The 18,347-nt window shown below is 70.2% G+C and carries 19 protein-coding genes; 15 read left to right on the top strand and 4 right to left on the bottom strand.

The annotated features are described in order from the left end of the window. Position 1: 1 nt before the first annotated feature. The 15 genes from DS843_RS07915 to DS843_RS07975 all read left to right on the top strand — a co-directional run bounded on the left by DS843_RS07915 (position 2) and on the right by DS843_RS07975 (position 15,600). Positions 2 to 376 (top strand): hypothetical protein, encoded by a 375-nt coding sequence (locus DS843_RS07915; RefSeq protein ID WP_149468331.1) that lies wholly within the window; start codon positions 2 to 4, stop codon positions 374 to 376. 1 nt (position 377) lies between these two features. Beyond that, positions 378 to 842 (top strand): hypothetical protein, encoded by a 465-nt coding sequence (locus DS843_RS31090; RefSeq protein ID WP_167525229.1) that lies wholly within the window; start codon positions 378 to 380, stop codon positions 840 to 842. Beyond that, the gene (locus DS843_RS31095) at positions 839 to 1,582 is read left to right on the top strand and encodes a DotU family type IV/VI secretion system protein (protein ID WP_167525230.1); all 744 of its coding nucleotides are present in this window, start codon (positions 839 to 841) and stop codon (positions 1,580 to 1,582) included. Before DS843_RS31090 ends, DS843_RS31095 begins: the two co-directional genes overlap by 4 nt. Then, positions 1,570 to 4,806 carry a type VI secretion protein IcmF/TssM N-terminal domain-containing protein gene (locus DS843_RS07925; protein ID WP_286191994.1) on the top strand — a complete coding sequence of 1,079 codons (3,237 nt, stop codon included), beginning with the start codon at positions 1,570 to 1,572 and terminating at the stop codon, positions 4,804 to 4,806. Before DS843_RS31095 ends, DS843_RS07925 begins: the two co-directional genes overlap by 13 nt. A 379-nt stretch (positions 4,807 to 5,185) precedes the next feature. Beyond that, entirely contained in the window at positions 5,186 to 5,701 is a 516-nt protein-coding gene (locus DS843_RS07930) for a YcjF family protein (RefSeq protein ID WP_149468333.1), read from the top strand. Positions 5,702 to 5,757: 56 nt separating this feature from the next. Continuing rightward, the gene (locus tag DS843_RS31100) at positions 5,758 to 5,928 is read left to right on the top strand and encodes a hypothetical protein (protein ID WP_167525231.1); all 171 of its coding nucleotides are present in this window, start codon (positions 5,758 to 5,760) and stop codon (positions 5,926 to 5,928) included. A gap of 8 nt (positions 5,929 to 5,936) precedes the next feature. Beyond that, positions 5,937 to 6,686, top strand: coding sequence for a substrate-binding periplasmic protein (locus DS843_RS07935; RefSeq protein ID WP_286191995.1), 750 nt, complete (start codon positions 5,937 to 5,939; stop codon positions 6,684 to 6,686). Between the two features lie 9 nt (positions 6,687 to 6,695). Next, on the top strand, positions 6,696 to 8,420 hold the full coding sequence (locus DS843_RS07940; RefSeq protein ID WP_149468335.1) for an ATP-binding cassette domain-containing protein: 1,725 nt from the start codon (positions 6,696 to 6,698) through the stop codon (positions 8,418 to 8,420). Between the two features lies 1 nt (position 8,421). Next, the gene (locus DS843_RS07945) at positions 8,422 to 9,744 is read left to right on the top strand and encodes a prohibitin family protein (RefSeq protein ID WP_149468336.1); all 1,323 of its coding nucleotides are present in this window, start codon (positions 8,422 to 8,424) and stop codon (positions 9,742 to 9,744) included. A gap of 7 nt (positions 9,745 to 9,751) precedes the next feature. Continuing rightward, a complete protein-coding gene (locus tag DS843_RS07950; RefSeq protein WP_149468337.1) occupies positions 9,752 to 11,431 on the top strand; it encodes an ATP-binding cassette domain-containing protein in 1,680 nt (559 codons plus the stop codon). Positions 11,432 to 11,497: 66 nt separating this feature from the next. Next, positions 11,498 to 12,667 (top strand): SDR family oxidoreductase, encoded by a 1,170-nt coding sequence (locus DS843_RS07955; RefSeq protein ID WP_149468338.1) that lies wholly within the window; start codon positions 11,498 to 11,500, stop codon positions 12,665 to 12,667. Between the two features lie 24 nt (positions 12,668 to 12,691). Continuing rightward, on the top strand, positions 12,692 to 13,105 hold the full coding sequence (locus DS843_RS07960; RefSeq protein WP_149468339.1) for an SET domain-containing protein: 414 nt from the start codon (positions 12,692 to 12,694) through the stop codon (positions 13,103 to 13,105). Continuing rightward, positions 13,102 to 13,851 carry a hypothetical protein gene (locus DS843_RS07965; RefSeq protein ID WP_208852197.1) on the top strand — a complete coding sequence of 250 codons (750 nt, stop codon included), beginning with the start codon at positions 13,102 to 13,104 and terminating at the stop codon, positions 13,849 to 13,851. Before DS843_RS07960 ends, DS843_RS07965 begins: the two co-directional genes overlap by 4 nt. Further along, positions 13,848 to 15,032, top strand: a complete 1,185-nt coding sequence (locus DS843_RS07970) for a porin (RefSeq protein ID WP_286191996.1) — start codon at positions 13,848 to 13,850, stop codon at positions 15,030 to 15,032. The genes DS843_RS07965 and DS843_RS07970 overlap by 4 nt, the downstream gene beginning before the upstream one ends. A 145-nt stretch (positions 15,033 to 15,177) precedes the next feature. After that, positions 15,178 to 15,600: a VOC family protein gene (locus DS843_RS07975; protein ID WP_208852198.1), complete on the top strand. Its 423-nt coding sequence runs from the start codon at positions 15,178 to 15,180 to the stop codon at positions 15,598 to 15,600. 10 nt (positions 15,601 to 15,610) lie between these two features. On the opposite strand, the gene mnhG is transcribed toward DS843_RS07975, so the two are convergent. Genes mnhG through DS843_RS07995 form a run of 4 tightly spaced genes read right to left on the bottom strand, consistent with a single transcriptional unit; the run spans position 15,611 to position 18,340 of the window. Then, positions 15,611 to 15,961: a monovalent cation/H(+) antiporter subunit G gene (gene mnhG, locus DS843_RS07980; protein ID WP_149468341.1), complete on the bottom strand. Its 351-nt coding sequence runs from the start codon at positions 15,959 to 15,961 to the stop codon at positions 15,611 to 15,613. Next, positions 15,958 to 16,239, bottom strand: a complete 282-nt coding sequence (locus tag DS843_RS07985; protein WP_149468342.1) for a K+/H+ antiporter subunit F — start codon at positions 16,237 to 16,239, stop codon at positions 15,958 to 15,960. The genes mnhG and DS843_RS07985 overlap by 4 nt, the downstream gene beginning before the upstream one ends. After that, the gene (locus DS843_RS07990) at positions 16,236 to 16,724 is read right to left on the bottom strand and encodes a Na+/H+ antiporter subunit E (protein ID WP_149468343.1); all 489 of its coding nucleotides are present in this window, start codon (positions 16,722 to 16,724) and stop codon (positions 16,236 to 16,238) included. The genes DS843_RS07985 and DS843_RS07990 overlap by 4 nt, the downstream gene beginning before the upstream one ends. Next, positions 16,721 to 18,340 carry a monovalent cation/H+ antiporter subunit D gene (locus DS843_RS07995; protein WP_149468344.1) on the bottom strand — a complete coding sequence of 540 codons (1,620 nt, stop codon included), beginning with the start codon at positions 18,338 to 18,340 and terminating at the stop codon, positions 16,721 to 16,723. The genes DS843_RS07990 and DS843_RS07995 overlap by 4 nt, the downstream gene beginning before the upstream one ends. Positions 18,341 to 18,347: the final 7 nt, after the last annotated feature.

Below are 18,347 nucleotides of genomic sequence, written 5' to 3' on the forward strand. Positions count from 1 at the left end.
GATGATCCGAACCCTGATCGCCGCGGCGGCGCTGCTGCCGGTCCTGCTCGCCGGGACGGGCTGCGCGCCGCTCAACTCGTCCGGTCCCGCGGCGATCCTGGAGAAGGTGGCCGACGGCGATTACGACGTGGGCATCCGCTACCCCGCCAAGCGCGCCCGCTACGTGATGATCGTGGAGGAGGACGAGGACAGCTTCGTCCTGACCAACCGCCCCGCCGCGGGCCGGGAAACCGAAGCCGCTCCGGCACCGGTGGCCCAGCCGCAACGGAACGACCGCGTGCTGGCCCCCTGCGCGGAGGCGACCGGCAACTGGTACCGCCACACCCCGGCGGGCTACGTCTGCGCCGGCCAATCGGCGCCGGGCACGGGTGGCTGACGTGAAACGCCTCGCGATGGCCCTGGCCCTCACACTCACCGGCTGCGCCGCGGGCGCCCCTGCGCCCCGCATGGGGAGCGCCGACGCCCCCGTGCTCCGCATCGTCGCCGAGCCCGACGCCAACGGACGACGCCCGGTGGCGGTCGATGTGGTGCGGGTCGCCGAACCGGCGCTGGCCGGGCGGCTCGCCGGGCTGGACGCCGCAAGCTGGTTCCGCGACCGGGAGAGGCTGAGCGCCGAGGCCGGAAGCCGGATCGCCATCGCCTCCTGGGAAATGGTGCCGGGCCAGAGCGTGCTTCTGCACAGCCTGCCCCCCTTCGCCGCAACCCCGTCCGCGACGGTCGTCTACGCGCTGTACGGCGCGCCCGGCGTCCACCGGCAGGCGCTGGACGGTGCCGGCGCCCTGGACGTGCGGCTGGGGCGGGAGACCTTCACCGTGGCTCCGTTGACGGAGGAAACGCCGTGACCGTTCAACTCGCACAGGCCCAACTCGCCCAGGCCCAACCCAATCAGGCGCCAAAACTGCCCCCCGCAGCGCCCAGGCCCGCCGGCACCCTGGCCCTGTTCCGCGCCTTTCAGGAGGACCTGCTCGCCGGCTGCGCCGACGCGCAGGCCCCGGCGGGAGCGGTGGCCGACCGTCTGGTCGCCACGCTCCACGGGATGAGCGGGGCGGCGGTCGCCCAAGGACCGGCGGCGCACGGCACGGTGGTCAAGGCGGTCTTCGCCATGGCGATGCTGGCCGACCGCGCGCTGACCCAGACGCGGCCCGCCGATGCCGTGGTCTCCACCCGTCTGTTCGGCGCGAACGCCTCCCTCCAGACCCTGTTCGTGCAGGCCGACGACCTGATCCGCCAAGGCGCCAAGGCCGACCGCGCGCTGGCCGCCGTCTATCTCGCCGCCCTGGCGCTGGGCTTCCCGGAGGATGCGCAGGCGACCGCCCGCCGTCCGGCGCTGCACCGCATCGTCGTCGGCGAACGCGCCGCGCCCGACCGTCCCAGCCCGCAAGCCTGCGATCCACCCCCGGGTGCCGTGCCCGGCTACGCGGCGCCGTCCGGACGCCGCTGGTGGTGGGCGGTCGGAGGGACCGCGGTGCTGTTTCTCGTGGTCTCGCACCTGCTGTGGACCGGCGCCGTCGGGGATATCCAGCGCGACCTGAGCGGCGCCCGCGCCGCGGTCGAGGACATGGGGCTGTCATGGTCCTACTGATCCTGACGCTGGAGCTGGTGCTCTCCACCATCGGCTCCGCCATCGTCTATCTTCTGTCCCTGGCCGTCACGCTGGCGCCCTACGCGCTGCTGGCGCTGCCGCTCTACATCTTCTACCGCCTCGCCCGGTCGGTCTTGCCGAAGCTGCGCCGCTGGCGGCGCAAGCCCGCCGCCAAGGCCACCGGCAGGAAGGCGCCCGCACGCAGGGCCGCCCCGCCGGCACCGCTGCGCGTCCGCGCCGAGGCGCCTCCCCCCACGAAGGCCGCCGCCAGCACGCCGCCCCTCGCCCGCATTTACGGTGAGGGTCTGGACATCCTGACGCGGCAGATGCGCGGTCCCCTGCGCCGCGGCGACATCCCCTGGTTCCTGGCCTTCGGCGTCGGCGGCCCGGCCCTGCTCGCCACCGACCCGACCCATGTCCGCTGGCCCGAGGACGGCAACGGCGAGCAGGGCTGCTGGTGGTTCTGCGAGGGGGCCGCGATCCTGCACGCCGGCGCCGATTCCGCCGACGGCTCCCGGCTGGCCGAGTCCTGGCCGACACTGGTCGCGGCGGTGCGCAAAAGGCCGATGCGCCGCCCGCTGGACGGCGTCCTTCTGATGGTCGGCGCCGACGAGCTGCGCGCCGCCGCCGAGCGCCCCGGCCCGCGCGAGGCGCTTGCCAAGCGGGGCGCCGCCCTGCGCGAACGGCTGCGGACTCTGCGCGACGGCCTCGGCATGGTCTGCCCGGTGCATGTGGTCGTGGTGCGGGCGGAGGCTCTGGACGGCTTCGCCGATCTCTGCGCCGCGATGCCCTCGGCCATGCTGGACGGCGTGCTGGGATGGACGAATCCCCAGGACTGGATGCAGCCCTTCGAACCGCGCCGCATCGACGAGGCGTTCGACGCCATCGCCGCCGACCTCGCCCTGCTGGAGGCGGACGCCTTCGCCGCCGGGACCGCCGGGGTGCGTCTGCCGCTGCTGCCCGCGTCCCTGGACCGGCTGCGCCACCCGCTGGCCCTGTTCCTGGACGGCGTTCTGGGTGGGGATGACCAAGCGGAGCCCTTCCCCCTGCGCGGCATCGCCCTGACCGGAGCCTACGCACCGGCCACCGGCGGACGCCGCCCGGTCTTCGCGCGCGACCTGCTGCCGGGCCGGGCCTTCGCCGACTCCGGCTATGGCCGGCCCTCCGACGCCGCCTATCGGCACGCCCACAAGCGCCGCCGGATGGCGCAGGCCGCGCTGGCCGCCTCGGTCGCCGGCCTGTCGGTCGCCGCGTGGCAGGGCGTCTCCAGCGTGTCCGCCGGAAGCCCGGCGGTCGAATCCGCCACCGCCGACCTGCGCCGGGCTCTGCTGGCGCGCGACGCCGTCACCGACGCGCCGTTGGTCGGTCGGGTGATCGCCGCCACGGCGGTGATGGAGCGCAGCCGCCTCGCCACGCCGCTGCTGCCGACCTCGCTGTTCAGCGGCTTCGACGAGGACAAGAAGCGGCTCGCCTCCGTTACCCTGCGCCGGGCGGTGCTGCGGCCGATCCGCGACGCGTTGCTGCCCAGCGCCACCATGGCCGACCTGCCGCCGATCACCAACCCGCAGCGGGTGGAGGATCTGCCCGCCTTCCACCGGCTGGCCGAGCAGCTCGACCGCATCGGCGGGCGGCGCGACGCGCTGGAGCGCTACGACCGCTTCCGCCGGAACAGCGGCTTCGACGAGCTGAACGCCCTGGCCGGAAGCGTGTACGGCGCCGTTCCCAAGCCGTCGATGGCGGCCACCGACGGATACATCACCCGCATCGCCGCGGGCGCCGACCTGCCCAACCTGGACGCCCGGACCATCGCCGTGGCGGTGCGGGCGGAGTCGGTGCAGCTCGCCGCGCCGTTGGCCGAGGAGTTGTATGGCCGCAACCCGTTGATGCTGCGGGCGCAGGCCCTCGCCGAGCGGCTCCGCGGCCTGCCGGAAGCTCCGACCGCCGAGGACGTGGACGACGTCCGCCGGCTGACCGACGCCGTGGCCGAAGCCGCGAACCGGCCCATCGCCGCCGCCTTGCAGGACCCCGCGCGCGGGCTGCCGGATGCGATCCGGGTGATGCTCCAGAAGGCTGCGATCGCCGACCTGCCGGGGCGGGACACCACCGACCGCATCACCGAGGCCCTGTCCACCGCCGCCACGTCCGCCCGCGCCGCCGTCCTGGCGCTGGAGGCGCCGCCGGTCGGCGCGCTGTTCACGGTGGGGGACGGTGGAACGCTGGCCCTGAACCCGGCGGTCGCCGCCCTGCCGGACGCCATGGCCGCGGCCCTTCCGGCCAAGCCGCCCGAAGCCCCGCCCGTGGAGGCCGCCAAGCCCTCTGAGACGAAGCCCGCCCAGCCAAAGCCAAACGAGCCGAAGCCCGTCATCCCCACACCCGAGCCGGCAAAGCCGGTTGCGGTGGTGCCGCCCCCGCCGCCCGCCCCGCCGCCCGTCATCACGGAGGAACCCGCCGTCGTGGCCCGGTTGCCGCTCCCGCCGAGGATGCCTGCGGAGGCGCCGCCGGCCCCGGATGGCGAGGCCGCCCTGTCGAAGCTCGCCACGGCCTTTTCGCAGACATTGGCCGGACGCTTTCCCTTCGTCCGCCCCGAACAGGCGCGCGGCGCCCCCGACGCCGATCCTCAGGACGTCCGCCGCTTCTACCGGCAGCTCGACGAACAGAGGGCGACGGTCATGAGGGTGGCGACGCCCGAGATCGCCGCCTTCATGGAGCGGATGGAGGCGGTCCGCCCCGTTCTGGAGGCCGTCGCCCGCCCCGCGCCCGTTAACGTTCGCGTCACCTACGGCGCCAACCCCGCGCAGGAGGTCGGGGCGGAGCACATCATCGACTGGTCGATCCGGTCCGGGGCCGGCTCGGTCGGTGCCGCGTCCAACGGCGGAACGCTGGCCTGGACGCCGGGGCAGCCGGTGCTGCTGAGCTTCCGCTGGGCCGCCGGCTCGCCCTTCCGCCCGAAGGGGGCGGCGGCCAGCGAGGCCGCGGCGGCGGCCGGCGACACGCTGACCCTGGTGGAGCGCGGGCCGTGGGCGCTGCTGCGCCTGCTGAAGAACCGCACCCCCTCGCCGTCGCGGGACGGCCTGCTGCTGCGCGTGGCCCTGCCGACTCAGACCATCGGCGGGGAGGCCGTGCGGGACACCGTCCTCTTCCTGGGGGCGTCGATCAGCGCCGGTTCGCGGACCGAGCTTCCGGCGCGCGCCTTCGACCTGCCGGCAGGTTTCCCTCATAGGTAGAAAGTTTCGTTATACAAAGAAAAACTCATGATGAACTTTGTCACATTTGGCTTCGATATGACGCATGTTCCAACAAAAACAAGAACGCATACGTCTGGCATTTAATGCGTTGTTAAGTACTAAAAAGGTATCAAGTCCTTAAGGCGCATTGGATCGTCGGGTCGGTATTGTCTGCCCGACGAGCACCCCGAGAAGGACTTTTCAATTCTGCAACAGCAATAGGGGCATTCTTTTTTCAACCGCCAAACGGCGGTTGATTGTTGATGTCTTATCTCTTTCGAAGCGCTCGGCCCGCGATGTGACGCATCCAAAAACGTGTGTTTCCCAGACCGTTCTCCACCTGAACTCAACCTCCCTGACCTTCGAAAGGCTTCGGATCATGGTAGACCGTAAGAAGCGTGCCCAGGACCTGATCAAGTATCACAGCTATGCCTCGGGCGCCTTCGGGCTCATTCCCGTCCCCGGCGCGGACGTCGCCGCGGTCAGCGTGGCCCAGCTCAACCTGATCCACAAGCTGGCGAAGCTGTATGAGGTCGAGTTCGCGCAGGAACGCACCCGCGCCATCATCGGCGCGCTGGTTGGCGGCGTCATGCCCGGCGCCCTCAGCTCCAGCGTGCTGGGCTCCGCGGTGAAGGCCGTTCCGTTCATCGGCACCGCGCTGGGCGTGGCGGTGATGCCGGCCCTGTCGCTGGCCGCCACCCAGGCGCTGGGCCGCGTATTCGCGCAGCATTTCGAAACCGGCGGCACGCTGCTGGACTTCGACGTGGACGCGATGCGCGAGCATTTCCGCAAGGAGTTCGAGGCCGCCAGGAACGAGGCTGCCAAAAATGAAACCGACGGCGCTCCCGCCGAGGCCCCGCAGATGGAAGAGCAGCCGGCCCAGAAGGCCGGTTAAGGGCGCGACGCCAGGGCGCCGGGTAAAGAGGTCCGGGCAATAAGGGAAGCATCGCCGTGTTCGAGCTGATCTACATCGGTCTCTGCCTGCTGGTCGGGTTTCTGGGGATCGGCCGCCGCGGCGGCTTCCTGCTTTACGCCTTCCTGGCGGTGGTGCTGACGCCGCCCGGCGCCCTTCTCGTCATGATTCTGCTGACCACCCGCCGCAAGAAGCGGGCCAAGGCGTGACCGCGGCGATGGCACCCGTCCTCCGCCCCGCCCTGCGGCGTCTGCTGCCGGCCCTGCTGGTTCTGCTCGCCGCCATCGGTCCGGCGCGCGCCGAATACTGGACCATCGCGTCGGAAGACCATTTCCCGCCCTACAACTACTCCTTCAACGGCAAGCGCATGGGCATCGACACGGACATCGTCGCCGCCCTGCTGAAGGAGCTGAACATCACCCCGGTCCACCGGCCGCTGTCCTGGAACGAGGTCGTCCGGTCGATGGACGAGAACACCGCCGACGTGGGGTTCCAGTTCATCGCCTCGCCCGCCCGCTTCGCCCAATACAACATGATCGGGCCGTTCCGCACCGGCACCACCGTCTTCATGGTGCGCAAGGACTCGCCCATCGCCTTCGAGCGGCTGGAGGATCTGACCCCCTACCGCATCGGCGTGGTGGACGGCTTCGCCTACGCACCGGACTTCGACGCGGCGACCTACCTGGAGAAGCTTCCGTCCAGCAGCAACGTCGTCAATTTCCGCCGCCTGATCCTGGGCCGGGTGGACGTGATCGTCGGCGACCTGCATGTGCTGAACCACATGGCCAAGCAGGACGGGCGGCTGAAGGACGTGCGCGTCCTGCCCAAGCCGCTGGGACTTATCCCCCGCTACATCGCCATGCCCAAGGCGCGCAAGGAGAAGGCGGAGCGGCTGCAGGCCGCCTTCGTCAAGCTGCGCGACAACGGAACCATCACCCGCATCCTCGACTCCTGGCTGGCGGAGTGAGGCGGACCGATGAGCAAGAGCAAGACAACCAAGCGCGCCGCTCCCAGCCGCCCGCAGTCCAATCGCCCGGCCTCGGCCCTGCTGCCCCTGATCGGGCTGGCCGACCGTGAGATCCTGACCCGGCTGGTGGTCACCGGCTGCGTCGCCGCCACCGCCAACCTCATCAGCCTGATGAGCCTCAGCGCGGAGCTGAACGGCTGGATGCGCGGCGAGGTTCTGGACACGCCCTTCCTGATCTTCTGCCTGTCGCTTCTGGTCTCCTACGCCTTCAGCAAGCGCTTCGTCGGGCTGGTGCTGACCACCGGATTCAGCGCGCTGGCCGGGGTGCGGCGGCGCTTCCTTCAGGCCGTCACGCTGGGCAACCACGCCGACATCCTGGACATGCAGGCCCGGCGCGCCTTCGACCTGGGCAACCACCATCTGGAGCGCATTGCGGCGCTGCTGCCAAACCTGTCCATCGCCGCCAACATGATGCTGGTGGCGGTCGTCGCCTACCTCTACCTGTGGACGCTGTCCACGGTGGGCGCCACGCTGCTGCTGGTCGCCGGGGTGCTGGTCGGCGGCTGGTACGTGCGCGAGGCGCAGCGGACCCGCGCGCTGCTGGGGCAGGCCAAGGAGTCCGAGCTGCGGATGCTCCAGGGCTTTTCCGAGCTGGTCGGCGGCAACGCCGAGATCAAGCTGGGCAAGGCGCGGCGCGACGAGCTGACCCAGGCGGTGGAGGCCGACGTCGCCCGCTGGGAGGATCTGAAGCGGCGCCACGGGCGCAATCTGGGAGAGCTGTTCTCCTGGATCGCCACCATCGTCATCGGCTTTTCCGCGGTCTTCGTCTTCATCTTCCCGCGCATGGGCGCGCTGTCGGCGGCGGAGCTTCCGCTGGTGACCTCGGTCATCCTGTTCCTCGCCCGGCCCCTGTCGAAGTTCCTCAACGCCGTGCCCGACTACATCGCGGCGGAGGACGCGGCGAACCAGCTCACCAGCCTTCTCGCCACCCTGCCGGCGGCGGAGTACGAGCCGTCGAAGCTGGCCCGCGCGCCGCGCCGCTTCTCCGCAATCGAGCTGCGGGGCGTCCGCTTCGCCTACCGCGCCGGAATGCGCCCCGAACCCTTCGTCATCGGCCCCATCGACATGACCATCCCGGCGGGAAGCGTCGTCGGCATCGTCGGAGCCAACGGGTCGGGCAAGTCCACGCTGCTGCGCGCCATCCCGCTGCTGTTCCGCCCCGACGAGGGGCAGGTCCTTCTCGACGGACAGGCGGTGGGGGGCGACCGGCTGGAATCCTACCGCGACCTGTTCTGCGCGGTGTTCCAGGACCACCACCTGTTCACCCGCCTGCCGCAGGGGCCGACCTTCGACGCGGAGCTGTTCCGCGAGATGCTGGCCTATCTGAAGATCGACCATCTGGTGCCGGAGACCGGCGACGGGCTTCTGAACCGCGACCTGTCCAAGGGCCAGCGCCGCCGCGTCGCCCTGGCGGTCGCGGTCGCGGAGGGGCGCCCGATCATCATCCTCGACGAATGGACGTCCGACCAGGACGCCGAGTTCCGCACCCGCTTCACCAGCGAGATCATCGGCAAGCTGCGGGCTCTGGGCCGCACCGTGATCTTCGTGTCGCACGACGGCGACGTGTCGTCCTTCTGCGACGTGACCATTCGAATGACCAACGGACAGATGGACGCGCCGGTCGGGAAGACCGCGACGCGCCCCGCCACGGCTTTGCTCCAGGAGACCGCGTGACATGGCTGACCAGGCCTTCACCTACGACGACGCCGATGCGACGCCGCAGCCGAAGTCGCGCCTGCGCGCGCTGCTGGGCAACTGGTACGAGGAGCACCGCCGGTCGCTGCTGTGCACGCTGCTGGTGGGCATTCTGATCTTCCTCTACTTCGCCCCGTCCATCGTCGTCTTCATCCCCGCCGGTCACGGCGGCGTGCTGTGGAAGCGCTTCCACCAGGGCACCCAGATGGCTCCGGCCCTGGCGGAGGGCGTGCACGTCATCTTCCCCTGGGACAAGATCGAGGTCTACGATCTGCGCCTTCAGGAGGACACCCGCTCCTATTCCGCCATCGCCAACGACGGCCTGAACGTCAGCATCGAGATCACGGTCCGCTACCGCCCCTACGCGGAGATGCTGGCGGCCCTGCACAAGAACGTCGGGCCGAACTATCTGGAAGTGCTTCTGGTGCCGGAGGTCGGGTCGGTCTCGCGCGAGATCGTGTCGCGCTTCAAGGCCGACGAACTCTACGCCCACCGCCGCCTGCGCGTTCAGACCGAGGCGTTCGAGCAGGTCGCCGACCGCGTGATGTACGCCCAGATCATCGGGGCCGAGGACACGCCGAAACCGGACGGGCGCACCAAGACCGGCTATCTGCTGATCCAGGACATCCTGATCCGCAACGTCTCGCTGCCCGAAGCGATCATGGTGTCGATCGAGCGCAAGATCCAACAGGACCAGGCCGCCCAGGAATACCAGTTCCGCCTGCAGCGCGAGCTGTTCGAAAGCCAGCGCAAGCAGTTGGAAGGCCAGGGCATCCGCGCCTTCCAGGAGACGGTCCAGGCCAACCTGACCGAGAACTACCTGCGCTGGCGCGGCATCGAGGCGACGCTGGAGCTGGCCCATTCGCCCAACGCCAAGATCGTCGTCATCGGCAACGCCGCCAGCGGCGGGCTGCCGCTGATCCTCGACGCGGCGACGGGCCAGGGCGCCACCATCCCGATGCCTGGCGCCCCCATTCCCGGCGTGCCGCATCCGGGCGCGCCGAACGCCACGGTGACCATGCCGTCGAGCAGCCTTCCCGTGCCGCCCGCCGCGCAGCTTCCCTCGCTGAGCGGCGACGGCACGCCCGGACAGGTGCCGGTCGCCCAGATGCCCAGCCTGAACACCGCCGGGGCCGGCCCCGCGCCGGGCGCGCCATCCGCGTCCACCCACGCGCCGACCGCGCCGGTTCCCGGTGTCAAGCCCGAGCCGGCGGGGGCCGCAAAGGATGGAATGGCCGCATCCGCCCCCATCCTGTCGAAGATGTCGCCCTCCCGCCTGATCGACCTCATCCAGTCCAAGTGAGCCGGCGATGGATCTCTGGCGCATCCTGAGACGCGACGCCCTGCGCAACATGCAGCCGCTGATGCTGCTGGCGGTGCTGGCGGCGGCGCTCAACCTCGCCCTGCTGACCTCGCTGAACAGCGCGCTGGTCATCATGGACGACCCGGAGGGGTTGCAGCGGCTGCTGTTCATCTTCCTGCTGTCCGCCTTCTCCTGGCGGTTCGCGCAGGGCTGGATGATGAGCGCGGCGTCCAAGCGGATTCAGGCGGCGCTGGCGATCCTGCGCGTCGACCTGCTGCGCCGGGCCGTGGCCGCCGACCTGCCGGACGCCATGGCGGTCGGCTCCGCCCGCCTCGCCCAGGTCGCCGGGCCGGAGCTGCAACTGCTGGCCCAGGCGGTGCCGACCCTGGTCATCAGCTTCCAGTCGGTCGCGGCCATCGTTCTGTGCCTGCTGTATCTCGCCACCCTGTCGAACGCCGCGGTGCTGATCGTGCTGGGCTTCCTGACGGTCGGCGGCGTCCTGATCACCCGCTCCGTCCTGCGGCTGGAGCGGCTGTCGGAGACGATCCACGAGGCCGAGGGCGCGCTGTCGGAACGGTCGGACCACATCCTGCAAACCCTGCGCGAGTGCAAGCTGAACCGGCGGCGCGCCGCCAACGCGCTGTCCGACGCGACCGCCTGCGCCGAGGCCCTGCGGACGGAGCGCCACCGCTTCGGCGCCGAGTACAGCCACTATTTCACGCTCAGCGAGCTGACCTACTACGCGGCGCTGGCCGGGATCATCTTCCTGCTGCCGGCGGTGACCAGCACCGACATCGCGACCGTCGTGCTGGCCGGCCACGCCGCCGCCTTCATCGCCTACCCGGTCATCACCATCGTCGCCTCCTACCCCTCCTACATCAGCGCCGAGACCGCCGCCCGCTCCTATCTGGCGGTGGAGGCGGAGCTGAAGGCGCCGCCCCGTTCCGTCACACCCCGTCCCGGGCAGCGCCGGGCGAAGGACGCGCCACCGACCGGCTTCACCGGCTTCTCCGTCCTCGCGCTCGACGGCGCCGCCTACCGCCACGCCGGGCGCGACGGCATCGGCTCCTTCACCGTGGGGCCCATCGACCTGACGGTGGAGCGCGGCAGCACCGTGTTCATCACCGGCCACAACGGCGCCGGCAAGAGCACGCTGGTCCATATGCTGCTCGGCCTCTACCCGGCGCAGCGCGGCAGCCTGAGCGTGGACGGCGCGGTGGTGACGGCGGACACGCTGGGCTCCTACCGCGACCTGTTCTCCGTCGTCTTCTCCGACAACCACGTCACCCGCCAGCTCTACGGCGCGGTGTCGCTGGAGGACGGCTTCGCCGACGAGCTGCTGGACCTCCTGGAAATGTCCGACAAGGTGATGGTCGAGGACCGCGCCTTCTCCACGGTGGACCTGTCGCAGGGGCAGAAGAAGCGCCTCGCCCTGATCGCCGCCCTGCTGGAGCGCAAGCCCGTGCTGGTGCTGGACGAATGGGCCGCCGACCAGTCCCCCTATTTCCGGCGGAAATTCTACCGCGAGATCATTCCCTGGATGAAGGCGCGCGGAATCACCGTGATCGCCGTGACCCACGACGACGCGTACTTCGACGCCGCCGACGTGCAAATCCAGGTGGAGCAGGGCGGTATCCGCCGGCTCGACACCCCCACCCTTCCGGCCCCCGACCTGCTGCCCGCCTGACCGGGCACCAGATCGGAACCGCAAATCGAATCCTCCCCTCCCCCAGACGCGAGACCGAGGCACACCATGATCCTTCTCACCGGCGGCACCGGCTTTCTCGGTGGTTCCTTCTACCTCGACGCCGTCAAGAACGGGACCGCGGCGGACTGCCTGCTGCTGATCCGCGGCGCCGACGAGGCCGCCTGCCGCGCCCGTCTCGCCAGCAATCTGGCGCGCTGCGTCGACCGCGCCACGGCCCAGGCCTACGCCGACCTCTGCCAGATCATTCCGGGCGACCTTCAGTCGCTGGCGACCAGCGCCGACCCGCGGCTGGACGCGGTGTCCCACATCGTCCACGTCGCCGCCGACACCTCCTTCGACAGCCGCCATTCGGTCTGGCAGATCAACGTGGACGGCACGCTGGCGCTGGCCGCCCGCGCCCGCCGCATGAAGCACCTCCAGCGCTTCCTGCACATCGGCACCGCCTTCTGCTGCGGCGAGACGCCGTGGCTGGAAATGGTGGAGGAGGCCCCGGCCCCCGGCCACGACACGCCGCACATCGTCGAATACACCCGCAGCAAGGCGGCGGCGGAACGCGCGCTCGCCGCCGGCTTCCCCGACCTGCCGATCGTCGTCTGCCGCCCGTCCATCGTCGTCGGCCACACCGCGATGGGCGTGCGCCCGAGCGCCAGCATCTTCTGGTTCTTCCGGCTGGTCGACCGCACCGGCGTCCTGCCCTGCTCGCCGGACGGCTTCATCGACATCGTTCCGGTGGACTGGGCCTCGGCCCGGCTGCACGACCTGCTGCGCAAGCCCGACCTGAAGCACGGCCTCTACCACATCTCCGCCGGTCTCGGCAGCCGGACGACCTGGAGCGACTTCCAGGCCGCCTTCGCCGCCCACGGCCACGAGGGCACCCGTCCCTACAGCTTCTTCGACCCGAAGGGGCCGGAGGGCTGGAAGCCTTTCGACCGGGCCTTCCGCCTCGCCTTCCCGCAGCGCGACATCCTGCACCGCACGATGATGGCGGGCGGGCGCAAGTACCACCGCTTCACCGCGCAGGACATCGCCTTCGACAACAGCCGCCTGCTGGCCGAGGGCTTCGCCCCGCCGCCGCGCTTCGCCGACTATATCGGCGTCTGCCTGACCAACCCCGGCACGACCATCGCCGAGCAGTTCGTGGACGACGCTGCCAGCTTCGAGTTCGACGAGTCGCTGTCGTCCGACGCCGGGGCTCCCGCCACCGCCGCTGCTTAAGCCCTACCGCCGGAGAAGGACGCCATGCCGCTCCTCATCCCCACCCGCCTCGCCTCCAGCCCGATCCACGGGCTGGGGCTCTTCGCCGAGGAGGCGGTCGCCGCCGGCACGCCGGTGTGGGCGTTCGACGCCCGCATCGACCGCCTGCTGACGCCGGACGACGCCGTGCTGACCGATTTTCCGCAGGTCGCCCGGCTGATCGACTTCCACGGCTGCGTGATCGAGGGGGTCGGCGTGCTTCTGCCGGGGGACGACGCCCGGTTCCTCAACCATGCGGACGGTCCATCCATCGGGCGGGCCGATCCCGGCGACTGGCGGCGCTTCGTCGCCCGCCGCGACATCGCCGCGGGGGAAGAGATCACCTGCAACTACGAGGACATCTGCGCCGACGTGCGCGAGGCGGGGGCGGCGCTCTACCTGACCGGTGCCGCTGGATGAGCACGCTTCCGGCCCTGCGGACCAGCTTAGTCGAACCGGCGGCCCTGACGCCGGAGCGGCGCGCGGCGATGTTCGCCCTGCTCAGCGTCTGGTTCGAAGGCTACGGCGAGGACTATTTCAACGAGGAGCTGGAAGACCTCGACCACTGCGTGGTGCAGGAGGACGCCGGGACCGGGGAACTGGTCGGCTTCGCCACTATCTACCGGCAGGCAACGGAGATCGGCGGCACCGCCGTCGGCGCCTTCCACACCGCCCATTGCATCCTGGAGCGCCGCTTCTGGGGGTCGAACGGGCTGGTGCGCTCGATGGTCGCCGAGATGGTCGCCCGCGCCCGCGCCGACCGCTCGGGACGGCTGTGGTACTGGAGCTACAGCGCGGTCGGCTACCGCTCCTACCGCTACATGCCGATGCTGTTCGTCCGTCACACGCCCCATCCGGACGAGGCCCCCGATGACCTGGACCGGGCGGTGCGCGACCACATCGGGCGGGAATGCTTCGCCCATTATTACGACCCCGGCACCGGCACCGTGGACTGGCAGTGGCAAGGCTACGGCCTGACCGAGGAGGCCCGCGCCATCAGCGAGGCCAAGCTCGACAGCCCAGCGGTCGCCCGGTTCCGCCGCATCAACCCGCGCTGGGCCGACAGCGTGGAGATCCTCTGCCTCGCCCGGCTGGAGGACGACAACCTCACCCCCTTCGGCCACCGCTGGTTTCCCACCAGCCCTCCACTCTCGACCCTGGAATGACCACGCCCATGAACGCCTTCTCCCTCCGCGCCGCCGCCCTCGCCGGCACCGCCTTCGCCGCCCTGACGTCGGCCCCGGCCCTGGCCGAGCCCAGTTTCGACCTGATCCTCGGCGGCGATGCCTATTTCCAGGGCGCCACCATCCGCCAGCAGCAGGACGACGGCCTGCGCTCGCGCGAGTTCGCCAACCGCTACCGCCTCGTCGTCACCCCGACGGCCACCGCCGACAACGGCCTGACCTACGGCGCGCGGCTGCGCATCGTGGCGGGCAACGGCGACCCCACCGTCTCGACCCGCAACATCGAGAACGACCGCGCCTTCCTCTTCGCCAACGGCGCCTTCGGCACGATCCAGGCGGGCGTCATCAACGGCCTGTCGGACGAGTATGGGAACATCGGCCCGAACGTCGAAGGCGTGGCCGGCAGCCCGGACAGCAACGGCATCCTGTTCCTGAACGGCTCCTCGACCTTCGGCGCCCTGCCGCTGGCCGCCACCAGCCTGCGCACGCTGATCGCCTATGACACCGGGACCAAGTTCGTCTACATCACGCCGAGTTTCGGCGGCCTGTCGGCGGCGGTGTCCTACATGCCGCGCAGCGGCGACTCCAACACGTCGGTCAACCGCCGCACGACCGATGCGCTGGGCGACGCGCTGTCCTTCCGCGACGTGGTGGAGGCCGGCGCCGCCTTCCAGACCGCCGTCGGTGACGTCAGCATCGAAGGCAGCGCCTTCTACGCGACCGGCCAGGCGGTGCGGCAGACCGACGGCGTCGTCAGCCAGTCCTTCGAGGACCTGAACTCCGTCCATGTCGGGGCCAGCGTCGGCTATGGGCCGGTGAAGGTCGGCGCCAGCTACGCCTACAGCGGCGACAGCGGCTACGCCGAGGGCCTCGCCCAGACGCGGGCGCAGCAGAACTGGATGTTCGGCGCGCAGTACAGCGCCGGGCCGCTTCTGTTCGCCGCCAATTACCTGCGGGCGCTGGGCAACGACAGCGCGACCATGAGCACGCCGAGCAAGGCCGACATCTGGCAGGGCGGCGTCACCTGGACCGTCGCCCCCGGCTTCACCGCCGGGCTGGAGTACGACTACGTGCAGTCCGCCCTTCAGGCGGGCCGCCCCGGCGGCGGCGACCTGAAGGACCGCGCGCACATCCTGATGCTCGACACCCGTCTGGCCTTCTGAGGACGGTGACCGCCGCGGCCCCGGTTCGCGTTCCGGACCGGGGCCGCAGCGTTTTCGCCGGCCCGGCCCCCGATTATTTCGTTTGTTGGGGGCACGGACCGCGTCCTACCCTTACGGCCAGAACCAATCCTGAAGGGGTGTGCCGGTGTTTGCGTTCCATCTTGCCTTTCCCGTGAGGGACATCGAGGAAACCCGCCGTTTCTACGTCGATGTCCTGGGCTGCCGCGAGGGGCGGTCGACCGAGCGGTGGATCGACTTCGACTTCTTCGGCAACCAGATTTCCGCCCACCGCTCGTCCGAGCCGCGCTCGACCGAGACCAGCATGGTGGACGGCAAGGCGGTGCCGCTGCACCATTTCGGGGCGGTGCTGCCGCGCCCGGTTTGGGATGAGCTGCGCGCCCGGCTGGAGGCCGCCGGCACGACCTTCCTGCTGGAACCGCAAATCCGCTACGCCGGCAAGCCGTCGGAGCAGGGAACCTTCTTCATTCTCGATCCCTCCGGCAACGGGCTGGAGTTCAAGAGCTTCACCGACGAATCCGGCATGTTCGCCCAGGTCGAGGCGACCTGAGAAACACCGGCTAGGCCGGCGGGGCCGGCGGCACGTCGTCGCTGCCCTCGCTGCGGTCGCGGTAGAGGGCGGCGCGGGCCAGCAGCATCAGGGTGATGGGCGTGGTGACGCTCATGAAGATCATGATCAGGATCTCGTGCAGCACGAGGCGCGATTGCAGCACGGTGAAGCACAGCATCGACGCCAGCAGCACGGAGCCGATGCCCATGGTGGTGCCCAGCGTCGGGGCGTGAACGCGCTCGTAAAAGCTGCGCAGCCGCAAGAACCCGATGGACCCGATCAGCGCCAGCGAGGCGCCGAGCAGGAGAAGCAACGCCACCGGAATCGCCGCCCAGACCGGCAGTTCGGCCAGATGCGTCATTCGATCACCTCTCCGCGCATGAGGAACTTCGCCAGCGCCGCCGTCGCGACGAAGCCGAGCAGCGCGATGACCAGCGCCGCCTCGAAATAGAGCGTGCTCCCGGTGCGGATGCCGAAGACCAGCAGCAGCATGGTGGCGTTGACGTACAGCGTGTCCAGCCCGAGCACGCGGTCCTGCGCCCGCGGCCCGCGCAACACGCGATAAGTCGCGCAGGCCATCGCGACGACCAGCAGGATCTGCGCCAGGAAGATCGACCAGAGCAGCAGCGTGGCGGTCATTCGAAAATCTCCATCAGGCGCTTCTCGTACCGTCCCTTGATGGTGTCGATCCAGGTGCTCTCGTCGACCAGATCGAGGATGTGGAGAAGGATGGTGTTGTTCGCGGAATTGTACTCCACCCAGATCGTCCCCGGCGTCGCCGTGATGATGCAGGCCAGCGTCGCCAGACCGTAGGGTGCCCGCATGTCGAGCGGGATGTGGAGGAAGCCGGATACCCGCTCCGTCTTCCGCGGGTTGAGGATGATCTTGACGACCGCGAGGTTGGAGCGCGCGATGTCGCCCATCACCAGCGCGGCCAGCCCGACGATGGCGCGCGGCCGCTTCAACCGTCCGACCGGCGGGTCGAGCGCGGCGAATCCCCAGACCGCGACGGTCGCCAGGACACTGCCCATCAGGATCGAGCCGAGCGTCACGCTCTCGGTCAGCAGCAGCCACATCGCCACGAGCGCGGCGGTCAGCAGCGGGTAAGGCCACCAGCGCTTCATGGCGCGACTCCCTTGCCGGTCCCCGGCGCCGCGGGCGTCATCACCCCCTGGACGTAGCGTTCCGGCCCGTGCAGGGAGCGGGCGGTGTCCTCCATGTAGCGCATCACCGGCCCGGCCTGGACGGTCAGCGCCACGCACAGCGCCAGAAGCATCATGACCGGCGCGAGTTCGACGAGGCGCACGCGCGGCAGCTCGCCCGCGGGCGACGCCCAGAAGACGTCGATGCCGGTTCGGCTCATCGCGACCACCGTCGCCAGCCCGGACAGGATCAGCGCCGCCATCAGCGCCCAGGTGGTGAAGGGAAGCCCTTCCGCCCCCTGCGCCAGCATCGGCGCCAGGATGGCGAACTTGGCGAGGAAGCCGGACAGCGGCGGCAGGCCGGCGAGCAGCAGCGCGCAGGCCATGAAGGCGATGCCGAGGATCGCCATGATCGCCGGGATCGACACGCCGATGGCATCGTCGTCGTCCGACTCCTCGTCCTCACCCTCGCCGAAAGCCTCGCGCGTCACCGCCAGAACGTCGGCGCCGACCATGCGGCCGCGCTCGACCAGCTCGATCAGCAGGAACAGCCCGGCGATCGCCAGGACGGAGCTGGTCATGTAGAACAGCGCGCCGCCGGTCACCGCCGCCTGCCCGGCGCCGATGGCGGCCAGCAGCGTGCCGGATGAGACCAGCACGCTGGCACCGGCCAGCCGCGCCAGATTCTGCGTCGCCAGCACCGCGATGGAACCGAAAGCGATGGTCAGGACTCCGCCGATCAGCAGCCAGTGCCCGCCGAACCCCGCCGAAGCCCCGGCGCTTTCGCCGAAGACGAGCAGCCAGATCCGGATGATGGCGTAGATGCCGACCTTGCTGAGGATCGAGATGATCGCGGCCGACGGCGCCCCGACCGTGGTGTAGGTGTTCGGCAGCCAGAAGCCCAGCGGCCACATGCCCGCCTTGATCAGGAAGGCGACGCCGAGGATCGCCGCCCCGGCCTCCAGCAGCCCACGGTCCTCCGGCGCGATCCCGGCGATGCGCACGGCCAGCTCGGCCATGTTCAGCGTGCCGGACACGCCGTAGATCATGCTCACCCCGATCAGGAACAGCAGGGACGCCGCCAGATTGATCGCGATGTAATGCAGCCCGGCGCGCACACGGGCGAGGCCGGAGCCGTGCAGCGCCAGCCCGTAGGAGGCGGCCAGCATGATCTCGAAGAAGACGAAGAGGTTGAACAGGTCGCCGGTCAGGAAGGCGCCGTTCAGCCCCATGAGCTGGAACTGGAACAGCGAATGGAAATGCGCCCCCGCCTTCTGCCAGCGCGCCAGCGCGAAGACCAGGGCGGACAGCCCCAGGATGCCGGTCAGCACCAGCATCATCGCCGACAGCCGGTCGAGCACCAGGACGATGCCGAACAGCGACGGCCAGTCGCCCAGCCGGTAGACGCGCACGGTGGCGTCCGCCCCCGTGGCGGTATGGTCCGTCAGATAGAGCAGCAGCACCGCCAGCGCCAGCAGCGCCGACGCCGACGCGACCCCGAGCGTGGCCTTGAGCGCTCGCTGCCGCTCGTCGATCAGCGTCAACAGCGCGCCGACCAGCAGCGGGATGATGATCGGCGCGATCACCAGATGATTCATCCAACCG

The sequence above is a fragment of the Roseomonas genomospecies 6 genome (genome assembly GCF_008365375.1).
Taxonomy (GTDB): domain Bacteria; phylum Pseudomonadota; class Alphaproteobacteria; order Azospirillales; family Azospirillaceae; genus Azospirillum.

What these genes read in the sequence shown, in the direction of transcription:
- DS843_RS07915 (WP_149468331.1), top strand. Translation starts at nt 2, where the DNA reads ATGATCCGAACCCTGATCGCCGCGGCGGCGCTGCTGCCGGTCCTGCTC.
- DS843_RS07925 (WP_286191994.1), top strand. Translation starts at nt 1,570, where the DNA reads ATGGTCCTACTGATCCTGACGCTGGAGCTGGTGCTCTCCACCATCGGC.
- DS843_RS07930 (WP_149468333.1), top strand. Translation starts at nt 5,186, where the DNA reads ATGGTAGACCGTAAGAAGCGTGCCCAGGACCTGATCAAGTATCACAGC.
- DS843_RS07935 (WP_286191995.1), top strand. Translation starts at nt 5,937, where the DNA reads ATGGCACCCGTCCTCCGCCCCGCCCTGCGGCGTCTGCTGCCGGCCCTG.
- DS843_RS07940 (WP_149468335.1), top strand. Translation starts at nt 6,696, where the DNA reads ATGAGCAAGAGCAAGACAACCAAGCGCGCCGCTCCCAGCCGCCCGCAG.
- DS843_RS07945 (WP_149468336.1), top strand. Translation starts at nt 8,422, where the DNA reads ATGGCTGACCAGGCCTTCACCTACGACGACGCCGATGCGACGCCGCAG.
- DS843_RS07950 (WP_149468337.1), top strand. Translation starts at nt 9,752, where the DNA reads ATGGATCTCTGGCGCATCCTGAGACGCGACGCCCTGCGCAACATGCAG.
- DS843_RS07955 (WP_149468338.1), top strand. Translation starts at nt 11,498, where the DNA reads ATGATCCTTCTCACCGGCGGCACCGGCTTTCTCGGTGGTTCCTTCTAC.
- DS843_RS07960 (WP_149468339.1), top strand. Translation starts at nt 12,692, where the DNA reads ATGCCGCTCCTCATCCCCACCCGCCTCGCCTCCAGCCCGATCCACGGG.
- DS843_RS07965 (WP_208852197.1), top strand. Translation starts at nt 13,102, where the DNA reads ATGAGCACGCTTCCGGCCCTGCGGACCAGCTTAGTCGAACCGGCGGCC.
- DS843_RS07970 (WP_286191996.1), top strand. Translation starts at nt 13,848, where the DNA reads ATGACCACGCCCATGAACGCCTTCTCCCTCCGCGCCGCCGCCCTCGCC.
- mnhG (WP_149468341.1), bottom strand. Translation starts at nt 15,961, where the DNA reads ATGACGCATCTGGCCGAACTGCCGGTCTGGGCGGCGATTCCGGTGGCG.
- DS843_RS07985 (WP_149468342.1), bottom strand. Translation starts at nt 16,239, where the DNA reads ATGACCGCCACGCTGCTGCTCTGGTCGATCTTCCTGGCGCAGATCCTG.
- DS843_RS07990 (WP_149468343.1), bottom strand. Translation starts at nt 16,724, where the DNA reads ATGAAGCGCTGGTGGCCTTACCCGCTGCTGACCGCCGCGCTCGTGGCG.
- DS843_RS07995 (WP_149468344.1), bottom strand. Translation starts at nt 18,340, where the DNA reads ATGAATCATCTGGTGATCGCGCCGATCATCATCCCGCTGCTGGTCGGC.